The organism is Paracidovorax sp., assembly GCF_057642795.1.
Genome location: NZ_JBXYZY010000034.1, coordinates 199,899 through 212,800 on the forward strand (window position 1 = coordinate 199,899; position 12,902 = coordinate 212,800).

Here is a 12,902-nt window from a genome sequence, read left to right on the forward strand (position 1 = left end):
CCGCCTCGCGGGTGCAGGCGCGCCGTACGCGCCGCGGCCGTGTCAGCTCGGATCTTCCGCGCTCCGCGGCGCCTGGAAGTCTGCGAAGCGGGGCGCGATCCCGCGCGTGCGCAGCCAGTCCGCCAGCGCATACCCCGTGCCGGACGGCCAACAGATGACCGAAGACGGTGCGACGAGCCGGTATTCGACCAGCTCGGGCGAAAGACGCACCTCCCCGCGCGCCACGGCGTGGTAGGCGATGATGACCTGGTTCATGCGCTGAAAATCGTACGCACCGATCAATTGCAGATCGCCCGCCTGCACATCGACATCGAGGTTCGTCTCCTCCTTGATTTCGCGCGCAATGCCTTCCTGAGGCGTTTCGCCCGCCTCCATGAAGCCGGTGATGAGCCCGAACGCCCGCCCGGGCCAGGCCGCGTTGCGCGCCAGCAGCACCTGGCCCTCGTATTCGACGATGGCGGCGAGGACCGGCGTGGGGTTGTTCCAGTGCGTCCAGCCGCAGGCCGGGCAGCGCAGGCGCTCCTTCGGCCCACCATCTTCCATCAGCGTGAAGGGTTGCAGCGCGGTCGCGCAGTGGGTGCAAAAACGGGTTTCGTACACCAGAGCCTCACCTTCCGATCGAGCGCGCAATTGCTACACAATTAATAGCATGAAACGCAGATAGATATTGCGCTAGCGGCAGATTTCACACCCATTCCGGCATGCCGTTCGGCCGCCCCAACCCGCCAAGGCTTCAGGCGGGGAACACGCCCGTGGACAGGTAGCGGTCGCCCCGGTCGCACACGATGAAGACGATGGTCGCGTCGCGCTCGCGCTGCGCGATCTGCTGGGCCGCCCAGCAAGCACCAGCGGCGGAGATACCACCGAAGATGCCCTCTTCCCGCGCGAGGCGGCGGCACATGTCCTCGGCATCGTCCTGGCCCACGCTGAGCGTTTCATCAACGGCGCGCGGGTCGTAGATCTTGGGCAGATACTCCTCAGGCCACTTGCGGATGCCCGGAATGCGCGAGCCTTCCTTGGGCTGCGCGCCGATGATCTGGATCGCGGGGTTCTTTTCCTTCAGGAAACGCGAAACCCCCGTGATGGTGCCCGTCGTGCCCATCGCGCTCACGAAGTGCGTGATCCGGCCTTCGGTCTGCTCCCACAGTTCGGGGCCCGTCGTTTCGTAGTGGATGCGCGGGTTGTCCGGGTTGGCGAACTGGTCCAGCACTCGGCCCTTGCCCTGCGCCACCATGGTGTCGGCCAGGTCCCGCGCGTATTCCATGCCGCCGCTCTTGGGCGTCAGGATCAGTTCGGCGCCGAAGGCCTTCATGGTCTGCGCGCGCTCCACGGAAAGATCCTCCGGCATCACCAGCACCATGCGGTAGCCCTTGATCGCCGCCGCCATCGCCAGCGCGATGCCGGTGTTGCCAGAGGTCGCCTCGATCAGCGTGTCGCCGGGCTTGATCTCGCCGCGCTCCTCCGCGCGACGGATCATCGACAGCGCCGGCCGGTCCTTCACCGAGCCCGCAGGATTGTTGCCCTCCAGCTTGCCCAGCACGACGTTGCCGCGCGCCTGATTGTCCTGTGCGCCGATGCGCTGCAGCGCCACCAGCGGCGTGCGGCCGACGGCGTCCTCGATGGTCGGATAGGTCTTCATATGGTGCTACTGTGCCATAATTCGCCCTTCGCTTCTTCGCGTCGCCCGGGTGGTGAAATTGGTAGACGCAGGGGACTCAAAATCCCCCGCCGCAAGGCGTGCCGGTTCGATTCCGGCCCCGGGCACCATGGCTGTCTTGCTATGGATTTTGCAGTAGTTTCCGCATCGTTTCCTCGCCCGTTTCCGCTATTCGCTATTTTTCGGGCCTCAACGCCGCAGCGGATCGCTCGCAGGTAACCCCGGCGGCATGGGCAGCGTCAGCGAACTGCGCCAGCTCGACAAGAGCCGCTCCACCCCCGCCGAGCATGTCGGCAAGCACATCGCCGGTGGCACTGGTTGCTGGGCCTGTGTCGGCAGGCTCGGCACCCGTGGCGGCTGGACTGTCGGTGGAGGCAACGGCGGCGAGCTGGCGGCGCAGGCCGTCAAGAGCAGCGCGAGCGCGGGCAGCGTCACCGAGCGCCAGATTGATGCGTGTTTGACCATCGCGGGCCTCCTTTTCCATGGCAGTTCGCCATTCGGTTTCCTTGGTGCGTGCGGACCGCTCGGCTGTTCGTGCGGCTTCAGCCTGGTCGGTTCGGTAGCGGTCCAGATCGCCGCGCGCCGTGGCGGCATCGGTCCGGGCGTTGGAGACCTGCACGCGCTGCGCGCCCAGCAGCACCACGACAGCGCCCAGCAGCACCAGCAGGAGCCAGCGCGGCACCAAGTCGATGAACGCGGCTAAGGCTTTCATAGCGCCGCCTGCGCCTGCTTGTACAGCCCTGGCCACGTATCCGGGTGCGGCTTACCAGGCCGCCAGTTGCGCACGTAGTAGGCCCAGGCGTCGTGCACGTCCCCGATCCGTGGCAACGGCTTCGCGTCGGTCAGCAGCAGCAGTCGGGCGAACCCTGCGGCCAGCACGTCGTCGCGCTCTAGCGCGGCCCACACGGCGCGCTGCTCCCACGGCACGCCGCGGGTCTGCGCGATGCGTCGTGCGTCGTCCCGGCTGGCCAAGTGCGTCATCACGCCCTTCACGCCGCCGCCGGCCTCAAACTGCCAGAAGCCGCGGGCCGGGCCGTTGCCCAGCTGCCGGCGGTGCTCGAAGCGGGATTCCTGCAGGCCGATGGCCAGCATCAGCACGCGGGCCTGAGGGCTGTCCATGCGCGCGGGCATGAGAGCTAGGGCGGGGTCGATGACCTGGGTGATGACGTCGTGCAGATCCATTTCAGCCTCCACAGCGTTGCGCCTCGCCGCTGGACCAGCGTCGGGCAGTGAGAGCGAGATAGAGCAGCGTGCCCAGCAGGCCCAGCAGGTCTTGCCAGCGCACGCCCGTGGCCCAGGCCTCATACAGCAGGCCCATGGCCGAGGCGGCGAAGAGCACATAGACGGCAAGCCAAAGGAAGCCGCCGCGACGACGGCGCATCAAGTCGATGCGCGTGATGCACTGAGCCAGCACGTAGCACGAAGCCACGCCGGCCAGCAGGTTGATGGATGCGGACAGCATGTCAGGCCCCTCCCGCCGGCGGTGGGGGCAGCTTGGCGCGGCCCAGCCACTCCAGCGCAATGCGCAGGCCCGTGGTGATGATGGCCTGGGCGCCAAAGCCGCCGGTGAGGCTGGCGAGGATGAGCAGCGGGCGCGACGTGCCGCCCCACCACTCCTGCGCCGCCGTGCCCAGCGCGGCGCCGATGAGCGTTGAGAGCGCCACGAACGTTACGGACTTGATCCGGCCCATCGTTTCGGCCTGGTAGAGCGCCAGCAGCGCGCCCACCAGGCCCCAGACGAGGCTGTAGTGATCAACGCCGATGAGCGCCAGGGTGATCGTGCTCGCGCTTGCGGCAAGCACGGGTGCAAGGGTCATTGTTGGCTCTGCCATAGATCACACACTCAACTGCGAGCCCAAGTGACTAAAAGCGGCCGCCAAGCCTGCAACTTTGCCAGCGATTGCGCAAAAGTAACTAAGTTCCGTCATATTCACTCATCCTTCAGAGCATCTCGATTTCTGCAGAGTAGTTAAGAGCAGTACCTGCAGGACGATAAATTTGGAACCGCGCACCAACGTTGGGAGAAGATGCTCCGCCGGTATAACCGTTAACACCGCGCACAATGATTGCGGGAGCCGTTGAGTCGCCAACGATTTTCCCGACATGGGCAATTTCATTCGTCGATAGCGTCTTTACCTCCCAAACTGATCCAGATTGGTAATTATCAGAACCGATTGATAAGGTTATTCGCCATGAGGAGCCCGGCGGAAGCGATCCACTGTCGTATATATACTCCACACCCTCCGCGATATTGGCCGTCATTCTCAAAAACGCTCCCTTGAATCTAACGGCGGGGCGATTTCCAACAGTTGCATAGGACGGTTCAACTTTTATTAGCTGCCGCGGCTTGACGCCCACCATATTTGCGGCATCAACGATTTCTACCGCATCGTAGCATCCACGTAGATCTATTTGCCCCCCGTTATTGGCAAAGAATGGAACGAGATCGCTGCCGTTATATATGCCACCGTAGAAATCTTGAGAACCGTGAAGTTCGCCTGATATCTTGGCGTTTCCACTGGCAAGCATGAGCGCCTTGCCGCCCCCCGTGCCATCAAAAAAAGCAAGCAGCTTTTCTGCACGTATGTTGTAAACACTCATCCGCTTACCAGCAGATCCAACAACCGCCATGAAAACAGAGTTCGCGGTTTCCATAGACACAGTGACGTCTCTCAAATTCATGTGGCCAAAGGAATCTGTCGCGGAACCAGCGCCGTCCGCAACTCGATCAAAGGTCAAGTAACGGTAAGAACTTCGAAGCATCACTCCAGACAGCTCAAACCCTTCAGTCCACCCGGTTTCGTTGTACAGCTGTATGAAGTTGCGGTGATTGTTCACAAAAGATCGACGCACGTAATGCCCGTATGCATCGCTGAAACGCATTGCAGTGCGTTCAACTACGCTACCAACTCCTTCGTGGTTGATGCCTTCAAAACCGCAGCCGCTGAACAAATCGCCCACTGTTGCGTCACGCCGGAACCAAACACCGATAGTGTTCTCAGGGTTGTCCCAAACAATTGTGGGAGCGTTGTTTGAAAATATTCTCGTTTTTTTCTTGAATAAAAATATCTGCGAAGTACGCCAGCGATATTTCCCAGACCCGCCCAGCTCTACGGATCTTCCGATTGCCGTGGCGACGGCAAAAGCCTTCGCCATAGGCAATCCGACATCAACGTCATTGTTATCGACAGCTCCAAACCATTCAGCCATAACCGATCCGTCGAATATACGAATCCAGCGACGACCGAGGCCATCAACGATGATCGTTCCACCATCGTCGGCACTGCTAATAGATGCATCACGCAAAAAGAACCCAGCCAGCCGATTTTGCGTAATGCGCACACCCAGCGCCCGCCCGGTATAGCTTCGCAGCGCAGAATAGCTTTGCAGAGGCAGCGCGTTATCCATGATGCTCTGCACCTCGGCAGCCAGGAAGCCGAATGCAGGAAGACCTGCGGGCGCTGCGAGATCTGCACCGCTGATGCCTTGCACTACCTCGAATTTATCCACCTCGAATGTGCCGCCCGTCGTGAACGGCAGCATGTCGGCCCGGGGCGCGTACGTGACCCCGCTATATGCCACGGTCTGGCGCACGCTGGTCATGGACAAACCCGCGGCATAGACCACCGGCGGCAGGCGGCCGACACTGCGCAGGGCGGCGTCCATCTCCAGCTGGGTGCCCGCGATGGTGCGCTTGGTGTGGCCCCGGCGGTCCACGATGGACGCTGCTGTCGAATTGATGAATTCGTCCAGCTTTTCTGCATTGAAGAGCAGATCTTGCGGCGCTTGGCTCGGAACTGGATTGTTGGTAGGAGTGACCATGGCAGCCTGTGATTGATGACTGCCATCAGATGCTAGGGACAGGCGGGGGCTCAGTCCGCCGCGTAGATCCTCGCGTCGTATTCGGCCAGCGAGAGATCCATGTTGCCCTTGCCGTCCGGTCGGATGGCCGTGCAGACGTAGAGCCCAGCGGCCTCCATCTCGCCGGCCGTCAGCCCGACGGCGAAGGCGTACCGGCTGCCCAGCTGCCGCGTATCGCCGCGCACGTAGATGCCATCGGGCATGCTGGCCAGTTGCACGCCGCCAGCAACCGGCGAGCACGCAACCGGCGCGCCCAGGCGGAGGCCGTTGGCGCCGGTGAACTGGATGCGGCCGGTGGTGGCCCCCTTCCAGTCCAGCGGCTCGCTGGTGGTGATGACCGCGCCAGCGATGCTCATCACCTCGCCCGCCTGCAGCCCGTCGTCGCCGGCGAAGTCTGCGGGGTCCACCCAGCGCACGAGGCTACCCAGCCCCAGCACGCCGGCGTCATTCATGGCCTTATCGCTGACCGTGACACGCTGATACAGCAGCTTGCGCGCCTCCAGTTGGGCGCGGTTCAGGGCCTGCGCATAAGTGGCGCAGGCCGGCATCTTGATCTTGGCGGGGTTCTGGCTCTGGCCGAATGCCACGGCGCCGCTGGCGATGGTGAGCCGCACATAGGACTTCTTGGCCTGCGTGGTTTCTTCCACGTACTCCAGCTCTACGCCGTCATTCGACGCCGGCAGATGCGCCGAGTAGCTGATGGCCCCGTCACCGTCCGAGGCAAGGTTGCGGTAGTCCAACTGCAGCTCTGGATAGCTGCGCGCTTGCTCGCGCGTCACGGTCCAGCGCGTGCCGTCGCGCCAGATCTGGCAGCGGACTCCATCGGCGGCCATCTGCATGCGCTCGCCCAGGCTCATCTCTGCGTCATCCAGAGATCCATCGAAGCGCAGCAGCGGCGATGTCTCCCCGAACTCGGCATTGATGGCGCTCAGGCGGTCCACGTCAAGCTCGGCCAGATCGTTGTCGGCCAGCGTCCACATATGAGCCATGGCCCTGGCGAAATTGCGCGTCGGTCCGATGTTCACGTTGTCGTAGAAAACCCGGCAGTGGCGCTGCCACCGGCAGTTGAATTTGCGGTCAGAGAAGCCGGTAGCGTCCGTCGTTGCCTTGGTCGTGACGCGCACCACCGTCACGCCGGGCAATTGCTTCTCTGCGTAGTAGCGCACGGCATAGAGCTCTTCCAGCTTAGCCTGGTCGCTGCCCTGGTCATCGTTCGCGGGGGTCAGGCGCACGAAGCGAACGCGGTAGCGCCGGAATCCCGCCATTGGTGCCACGGTGACTGTGAAGTAGCGCTGATCGAACCCGGAAGCGGTATAGGTGTCGTCGCGCGTCTCGCGCGTGCCCGCGATTTCGATGCCAGCTTCATCAATGGCCCACCACTCTGCGCGGATCGTCACGCTGCCATCGAGGCCGCGAAGGAAGATGGTATTCCAGCGAATGCGGTCAGCATCAAGTGGCAGGGTGAAAGGCCCGACGTTGGTGTAGGTGGCGGCATTGGGCGTGATCCTCACGGTCGTGCTCACGTCGTCAGCCACGAAATCAGGGCTTCCGAACACCAGCGTGCAATTGCCGGAGGTCACGCTGAAGCTGAGCAGAGCGCGGTCCGCGTAGAACCCCACACCCGGCGTAGCGCCGCCCAATGCAGTCACGATGAACTTGAGCCTGGAAGTGGTGGCGGTGCCCGAAAGGCTCTTTAGCTGGGCCAGGTCGGCGCGGTCCTCCAGCGTGATCGTGAAGGTGGATGCACCCTCTTCCGCCCGCACGACAGCAGCGCGCTGGATCGTCGCATAGGGCACCGCCGCCGTCATCTCTTGGCCGTTGACCTCCTGGCTTTCAAACGCCTCAACCACGTCGCGGATGGTCGTCACGCCGCGCTCCGGGTGGTTCCCACCGCCCACCGGCCCGAAGACCTCATAGCTGGCGCCGGAGATGTCGCCGATCGGCGATTCGGCGTAGCGCACATCGCTGACGTCTCCGCGGCCGCGCGAGATGCACATCCACTCGGTGACGTACTTCAGGTTGTCGATGTACTCGACCGTGCTGGGCTGGATCAGGTCAGGCCAGCAGCGTCGATAGCCGTAGACGTCAGGGATCGCCTGATAGGCCCGCGCCACGTTGGTCTGCGCCGTCAGCGAGTTGTTGGGGCTTTCGTTGACGGTCTGCCCGGCGGTGCCGTTGCGCGCCTTGCGGGCGGCATAGAGGCTGTAGATGGCCAGGGCCGCGTAGGCGGCATAGAGGTAGTAGATCGCATCAATGCCGAAGCCGGGCCGGCGGATGATGGTGACCTGATCGCGCGGCGCCGGCGGCGCGTGCAGTCGCGGATCATTGAGCGGGTCAACGTCCTGGCCATTGATCAACAGGCGGCAGTCAGCGCCGCTCTGCAGGTGCCGTTGGATGTTGGCCTGCAGGCTGATGCCCGGGTCCAGCTCGTGGCGGTCGCGTCCGAGCGCGCCGGTGGGGTCATGGCAGATGGTCAGCATGGCGACTCAAAGCGGTAGAAACGCAGGGGCCCATAGGTACGCTCGGCCACCACCAGGCGCGTGACGCGCACACTGCCGGGCGGATGGATCTCATTGGCCTCGGAGTGCAGCAGCATGTCGCCCGGCAGCAGAACGCCGCAGTGCTGGGGGGCGCCGTCGCGCCAGGCCATGAAGCAAGTCGCTCCAGCGCCACGGTCGCACTCTCGCCAGCCCGCAGCAGCCGCGAATCCGGCCGCGATGTCGGTTTGCGGCACCTCGCCCAGTTCGATGCCAAGCACCTCACGGTGGTAGAGCACGATCAGGCCGAAGCAATCCATGGCCTGCCAGTCGGAGCGCCAGCGCACCCAGGGCACACCGACGGCGCGGTCGGCGAATTGTTCGGGCGTCATATCAGCTGCAGCCCCGTGAAAACGGCGGGGTCGTACACCGGACCGGCCAGCCGCCGCATGGGGTTGTCGGCCGTGGCGTTGACCTGCACCGTTTCAGGCCCGAAGGTGACGCCCTGCCCTTCGGCCGCGTAGAGATTCCAGGTCACCTTCGGAGCGCTCGTGTCTCCCAGATACACGCGGTAGCGCACCACGATGGGCTCGCGCGAGCCGGACGCGCGCACCAGCGCGAGCTTGCGCTTGAATTCGCGACCGACCACGGCACGCGGGAAAGCGATCGACAGTTTGGCCGTCGCGTCGCCAGTCTGATCTGGCGGCTTCACGGTCATGGGCGTGGGAATGTGCTCCACACCGGACAGCACCACCGGCTGGAACTGGTTGGCGACCAGGTGGAAGGCCTGGCCGAACGCCGGGTGCTCGAACACCACCGCGTGAAACTCGGGCAGAGGGCTCTTCGTGGTCCAGAACTCTCGGGCGTCCATCAAGCCTCCGGCGCAGCGGCGATCGCGCGGTCCAGGTACTCGGACCAGATGGACCAGTCCGGCAGGCCGGCGATGAGACCGGCCGCCTCGAGATACCCAGCAGGAATCACCTGCGCGCGCGCCATCACCTGAGCCTTGAAGGTCCAAACCCCGGCTTCGGCGGTGGCATCCAGCAGGCCTTCCGGGAGGAACTGGCAGACGTGCCACACCATCCCGAACTCGGTTCGGATTGGCATGGAGAACTCCAGCAGCCCGCGCTGCAACTGCACGACGAACCACAGTTGGAACCGGACAGCATCCTGCTCGCTGAAGCGGAAGAGGCAGTCCCAGATCACCGGCGTGTCGGTGCCCACGGCCTGGCGGTAGCCGTAGCCTCGGCGCGGCTCGGCCACGGTGAAGGCCGCAGGCTGGCTGCGGCTCTTCGATGCGCTCTGCATCGCGGGGAGGTCTGGGGGGTAGGCTACTGGCACCGCCCTGATGCTAGGGAGGCAAGGCATTGAGGCAGAATGCGCCGCAAGGAGAAGACCATGAAACTGATGATCGCGGCCCTGGCCGCAATTGCGCTCGCCGGATGCGCGGCACCAAAGTACAACTACGCCCCCCAAACAAAGGAATTCAGTGACCCGCCAGTAGGTTCAGTATCGACTGCCGGCGTTGGGGAGAAAATGCTGTCCCAAGGGGTGTTAGTTAGACAGGAGGCCATTGAGGTACTAGCTCCGTTCGCGCCCAATATCGGGCACATCATAGGTCCGGGACTCTATTTAAAGACAGGCTCTGATGATCAAGCCGAGTATTTCTCTCCAAAGCTTGGAGATGGCGGCGGTCGCCTTGACAGGACGGCAACGATTTTTGATGCACCATCGTCTGTGATGCTAAAACAGGACGGGTCGCTGTGCGTAGTAACTATATCTACACAATATGTTTGCAAATCCGGAGCTAATTATGAGCGAAAGTTCATCGACCTTATTACAGAAAAAACTCTCCAGCAAACATTAATTTACAGCGGCAGAATAGGGAACAAGATCAATATTGGTTATCGCGAATTCTCTGCCAACCTCGCTAGAATGGCATTCAATAACGATGTCGAATACGACCTATCTGAGTCAAAAATAATTGGCTACAAAGGCGCAGAGATTGAAATTCTTGACGCAACTAACAGGCAAATTCGTTACAAGCTAATTAAAACATTCTCTCAGCAGAACAGATAATCAACTCAGTCCACCCGCGCGCACGTTGCTGGAGCCCCGCAGAGCGGACCATGCAGGTCCGCTGTTGCTGGCGAAGCTCTCCGCGATCCGGGCCTCGGCAGCCTTGACCGCCAGGTCAATGACCACCTGATTCCCGTTGACGTTGACCGATGGATCCGTTCCGGCCGGCGCGTTGTTGACGATCACGGTGATGCCTCCACCAGTCTGATCTGCGGGCACGACACGGCCACCGGCCGACGGCATCATGTACTGGTTGCCGTTGCTCCCCACGAACATTTCCGGGCCCTTTTCGTTGACCCGGTAGAGGCTTCCAGCACTCACGGCCCCACCGTACTGACGGGCGCCAGCAATCGGGGCGGCGGCAATGGCCCCTGCCCCGATTGCGGTGGCAGCCGCCCCCGCCGCAGCGGCTGCTGCTGGCGCAAGTCCAGGCCCCACAATAGGCACTGCAGCGGTGGAGGCAAAAGCATTTGCCGCAGCCAGCGAAGCCGTCACAGCCACCTGCGCACTCACGGCGGCGGTGTAGGTGGCCGCGTTTGCCGCCTTCACGGCAGCCATCGCGGTTTCGGCCGATTTCGCCATCACTGCGTTCTTGATGTACTGCAGCCCGACCTGAACCAGGGCTCCCACCGTTTCGTTGAGCACGACATTTCCCAGTGCACGCATGGCGTCGGAGGCGGACATCGTTCCGCTCAGCAGCCCAGTGATGGTGCTTGATGCGGTGTTGGCCAGGCTGTTGAGAGAGCCGACAAGGAATGCGTTCGCTTGGCTCTGGGCCACAAATTCAGCCTCGACAAGCGCGTTGCGCTGCAGTTGGTACTGCCGCGACAGCTCCAGCTTCTTGCCCTCAACGAAAGCGGTGCCGTCAACGCCGGCCTTGGCGATCTGCTGCTCGTAGAACTGCACCAGCCGCAGCTTTTGCTGGTAGTCCATCTCCAACTGAGCCAGCGGGTTGATGCTCAGCACCTGCTGCCGGATAGCGTTCTGCGCATCGACTGCCGCCTTGGCTTTCTGGGCCTCGCCCTCAGCGTAGGTCATCGTGCCTTGTCGCACAGCCTCATTGGCTCGGCGCAGGGATTCCTGACGCTGCAGGTCGATCTTGGTGAGCTCGTCAATGGTGGCCGCGATTGACACCTCAGCATTGGCCTGTGCAATGCGCTCGCGGATGGCTGCCCGTTCCTTTTCTGCCGTGAAGGTCGCCAGCGTCTTGGCACGCTCGCCCTCTGCGTGCGTGATGGTGCCCAGCTTCACGGCGGCATCGGCACGGCGGATGGCCTCCTGCTGCACCATGTCGATTTTCTTGGCCTCGTCCGTGGTGATGGCGATGTTCAGGTCGGCCACCTGCTGCGTGGTCTGCTCCTCGAGCTTGCCGCGCTCGCGGGCGAACTTCTTGATGATCTCCAGCCGTGCAGCCGCATAGATCTGCTGGTTGCCCTTGTCCTCGGAGGCGCGCCGCTTGTTCTCGTCCAGCGCCTTGCGCTCCTCCGCGTCGATCTTGGCCAGGGCGATCGCGTTCTCAGCCACAAGCCCCTCGTAGTAAGCCTTTGCGGCTGCCGTCTTCGCTGCCAGCTTGCGGGCCTCGTCGTCGTCCTTCGGCGGCTTGAGCTTGGAAGGAGCATCCGGCGCCGGAGTGAAGCCCCGGGTTTCCTTCGCCCCCTGCTGCCAGGCCTCGCGCATGCGCTGACCCATCAACTTGCGGTTGGCGAGCGTCTTGGCATCTGATGCGTCCAACTCGGCGCGTCGCTTGTCGGCATCCTCGCGCATGGCGCGGCCGATCTCCACGGCGCCGGAGAAGTCGCCGCGCAGCACGGCCGACACTTGGGCGCCGATGCCCCCGATCTCGGTCCCGATGCCCTGGAACACGAACGCCACGTTGCGGCCCAGCACGGACAGCGCCTGCCAGGTGACATCGGCTGCATCAGCCACGTAGGACAGGAAAATCTTCGTTTCCTGCGCCCACCCTTGAATGGCCTTGTTCCGGCCCAGCTTTTCGGCTTCGGTGTTGGCCCCGGCGAACTCTCCGGTGAGCGTGTCCAGCACCTCGGCCAATCCTTGAGCAGCCCCGGCCAGCGCCGCGCTATTGCCGCTGGCCTGGTCCATCTTCTCGTTGAGGCGCGCCGCGGCATCCTGCACAAGCTGGAAGCCACCGCTCACGGTCTGCGGGAACTTGGCGAAGTCGGCGTTGATCTTTTCGGCCGACTTGGTGAGCGCGGCCACGACGACATCGGCCGTCAGCTTGCCTTGCTCGCCCAGCTTCTTTAGCTCGCCCACTGGCTTGCCGATGCCGGCCGCAAGCTGCTGCATCAGGTAGGGGGCATTCTCCAACAGGGACCGCAGCTCATCGCCAGCCAGCTTGCCAGAGCCCAATGCCTGGCCGAATTGCAGCATGGCGCTCTTTGCCTCTACGGCGGACGCCCCGGAGACGCGGATGGCCTTGGCCAGCAGGTCTGTCAGGTTGAGCGTGTCGTTCTGAGTGCCGCCCATCTGAAGGAGCGACTGGTTCAGGCGGTTGAACACCTCGACGTTTCCGACCACGGCCGTCTGGGTGTTCCGGCTGATCTGCACGAGGCGGTTCATGGCCTCGACGCCCTTGTCCACGCTGCCCGCGGCTACCTCCACGCGCGCACCCAGCAGACGCATTTCGTCGGCCTTCTCGGCGGCCTTCACAGTGGCGATAGCCACGGCCAAGATCTTGACGGCAACGGCCAGCGCATTGAAGTTGGCCTGCAGCCGGCTCCCGGCGTTTTCCGTCGCCCGAAGGGCGCCCTCCACTTGCCTTTGATCGCGCAGGAGCTGGCCCGTTTCGAGCCGCACGTCGTAGTAGATCC

At 63.2% G+C, this 12,902-nt stretch carries 13 protein-coding genes and 1 tRNA gene; 2 read left to right on the forward strand and 12 right to left on the reverse strand.

Annotation, left to right across the window (positions count from 1 at the left end; translation table 11 throughout):
* Window positions 1-42: 42 nt before the first annotated feature.
* Together AC3A84_RS13720 and cysM are read right to left on the reverse strand one after the other, a co-directional pair.
* A complete protein-coding gene (locus AC3A84_RS13720) occupies window positions 43-603 on the reverse strand; it encodes an NUDIX domain-containing protein (RefSeq protein ID WP_487970591.1) in 561 nt (186 codons plus the stop codon).
* Window positions 604-733: 130 nt separating this feature from the next.
* Complete coding sequence (gene cysM, locus AC3A84_RS13725; RefSeq protein WP_092939761.1) at window positions 734-1,639, reverse strand: cysteine synthase CysM; 906 nt, start codon at window positions 1,637-1,639, stop codon at window positions 734-736.
* Between the two features lie 43 nt (window positions 1,640-1,682).
* Here cysM and AC3A84_RS13730 point away from each other — a divergent pair.
* Window positions 1,683-1,767: transfer RNA gene (locus tag AC3A84_RS13730), tRNA-Leu, on the forward strand.
* A 65-nt stretch (window positions 1,768-1,832) separates the two neighbouring features.
* Here the strand turns inward: AC3A84_RS13730 and AC3A84_RS13735 are convergent.
* From AC3A84_RS13735 to AC3A84_RS13775, 9 genes are all read right to left on the reverse strand, one after another.
* Window positions 1,833-2,369, reverse strand: a complete 537-nt coding sequence (locus AC3A84_RS13735) for a DUF2514 family protein (RefSeq protein WP_487970283.1) — start codon at window positions 2,367-2,369, stop codon at window positions 1,833-1,835.
* Entirely contained in the window at window positions 2,366-2,839 is a 474-nt protein-coding gene (locus tag AC3A84_RS13740) for a hypothetical protein (RefSeq protein WP_487970285.1), read from the reverse strand. Before AC3A84_RS13740 ends, AC3A84_RS13735 begins: the two co-directional genes overlap by 4 nt.
* A gap of 1 nt (window position 2,840) precedes the next feature.
* Window positions 2,841-3,119, reverse strand: coding sequence for a hypothetical protein (locus AC3A84_RS13745; RefSeq protein WP_487970287.1), 279 nt, complete (start codon window positions 3,117-3,119; stop codon window positions 2,841-2,843).
* A gap of 1 nt (window position 3,120) precedes the next feature.
* Entirely contained in the window at window positions 3,121-3,474 is a 354-nt protein-coding gene (locus AC3A84_RS13750) for a hypothetical protein (protein ID WP_487970288.1), read from the reverse strand.
* 124 nt (window positions 3,475-3,598) lie between these two features.
* Complete coding sequence (locus AC3A84_RS13755; RefSeq protein WP_487970290.1) at window positions 3,599-5,479, reverse strand: hypothetical protein; 1,881 nt, start codon at window positions 5,477-5,479, stop codon at window positions 3,599-3,601.
* Window positions 5,480-5,529: 50 nt separating this feature from the next.
* Window positions 5,530-7,998 (reverse strand): host specificity factor TipJ family phage tail protein, encoded by a 2,469-nt coding sequence (locus tag AC3A84_RS13760; RefSeq protein ID WP_487970292.1) that lies wholly within the window; start codon window positions 7,996-7,998, stop codon window positions 5,530-5,532.
* Window positions 7,992-8,387 carry an NlpC/P60 family protein gene (locus AC3A84_RS13765; RefSeq protein ID WP_487970294.1) on the reverse strand — a complete coding sequence of 132 codons (396 nt, stop codon included), beginning with the start codon at window positions 8,385-8,387 and terminating at the stop codon, window positions 7,992-7,994. The genes AC3A84_RS13760 and AC3A84_RS13765 overlap by 7 nt, the downstream gene beginning before the upstream one ends.
* Window positions 8,384-8,866 carry a hypothetical protein gene (locus AC3A84_RS13770; protein ID WP_487970295.1) on the reverse strand — a complete coding sequence of 161 codons (483 nt, stop codon included), beginning with the start codon at window positions 8,864-8,866 and terminating at the stop codon, window positions 8,384-8,386. The genes AC3A84_RS13765 and AC3A84_RS13770 overlap by 4 nt, the downstream gene beginning before the upstream one ends.
* Window positions 8,866-9,303 carry a hypothetical protein gene (locus AC3A84_RS13775; protein WP_487970297.1) on the reverse strand — a complete coding sequence of 146 codons (438 nt, stop codon included), beginning with the start codon at window positions 9,301-9,303 and terminating at the stop codon, window positions 8,866-8,868. The genes AC3A84_RS13770 and AC3A84_RS13775 overlap by 1 nt, the downstream gene beginning before the upstream one ends.
* 90 nt (window positions 9,304-9,393) lie before the next feature.
* Between AC3A84_RS13775 and AC3A84_RS13780 the strand changes: the two genes are divergently transcribed.
* Window positions 9,394-10,074 (forward strand): hypothetical protein, encoded by a 681-nt coding sequence (locus tag AC3A84_RS13780; protein ID WP_487970298.1) that lies wholly within the window; start codon window positions 9,394-9,396, stop codon window positions 10,072-10,074.
* On the opposite strand, the gene AC3A84_RS13785 is transcribed toward AC3A84_RS13780, so the two are convergent.
* A complete protein-coding gene (locus AC3A84_RS13785; protein WP_487970300.1) occupies window positions 10,075-12,888 on the reverse strand; it encodes a tape measure protein in 2,814 nt (937 codons plus the stop codon).
* Between the last annotated feature and the right edge of the window lie 14 nt (window positions 12,889-12,902).

What these genes read in the sequence shown, in the direction of transcription:
- cysM (WP_092939761.1), bottom strand. Translation starts at nt 1,639, where the DNA reads ATGAAGACCTATCCGACCATCGAGGACGCCGTCGGCCGCACGCCGCTG.
- AC3A84_RS13735 (WP_487970283.1), bottom strand. Translation starts at nt 2,369, where the DNA reads ATGAAAGCCTTAGCCGCGTTCATCGACTTGGTGCCGCGCTGGCTCCTG.
- AC3A84_RS13740 (WP_487970285.1), bottom strand. Translation starts at nt 2,839, where the DNA reads ATGGATCTGCACGACGTCATCACCCAGGTCATCGACCCCGCCCTAGCT.
- AC3A84_RS13745 (WP_487970287.1), bottom strand. Translation starts at nt 3,119, where the DNA reads ATGCTGTCCGCATCCATCAACCTGCTGGCCGGCGTGGCTTCGTGCTAC.
- AC3A84_RS13750 (WP_487970288.1), bottom strand. Translation starts at nt 3,474, where the DNA reads ATGACCCTTGCACCCGTGCTTGCCGCAAGCGCGAGCACGATCACCCTG.
- AC3A84_RS13755 (WP_487970290.1), bottom strand. Translation starts at nt 5,479, where the DNA reads ATGGTCACTCCTACCAACAATCCAGTTCCGAGCCAAGCGCCGCAAGAT.
- AC3A84_RS13760 (WP_487970292.1), bottom strand. Translation starts at nt 7,998, where the DNA reads ATGCTGACCATCTGCCATGACCCCACCGGCGCGCTCGGACGCGACCGC.
- AC3A84_RS13765 (WP_487970294.1), bottom strand. Translation starts at nt 8,387, where the DNA reads ATGACGCCCGAACAATTCGCCGACCGCGCCGTCGGTGTGCCCTGGGTG.
- AC3A84_RS13770 (WP_487970295.1), bottom strand. Translation starts at nt 8,866, where the DNA reads ATGGACGCCCGAGAGTTCTGGACCACGAAGAGCCCTCTGCCCGAGTTT.
- AC3A84_RS13775 (WP_487970297.1), bottom strand. Translation starts at nt 9,303, where the DNA reads ATGCAGAGCGCATCGAAGAGCCGCAGCCAGCCTGCGGCCTTCACCGTG.
- AC3A84_RS13780 (WP_487970298.1), top strand. Translation starts at nt 9,394, where the DNA reads ATGAAACTGATGATCGCGGCCCTGGCCGCAATTGCGCTCGCCGGATGC.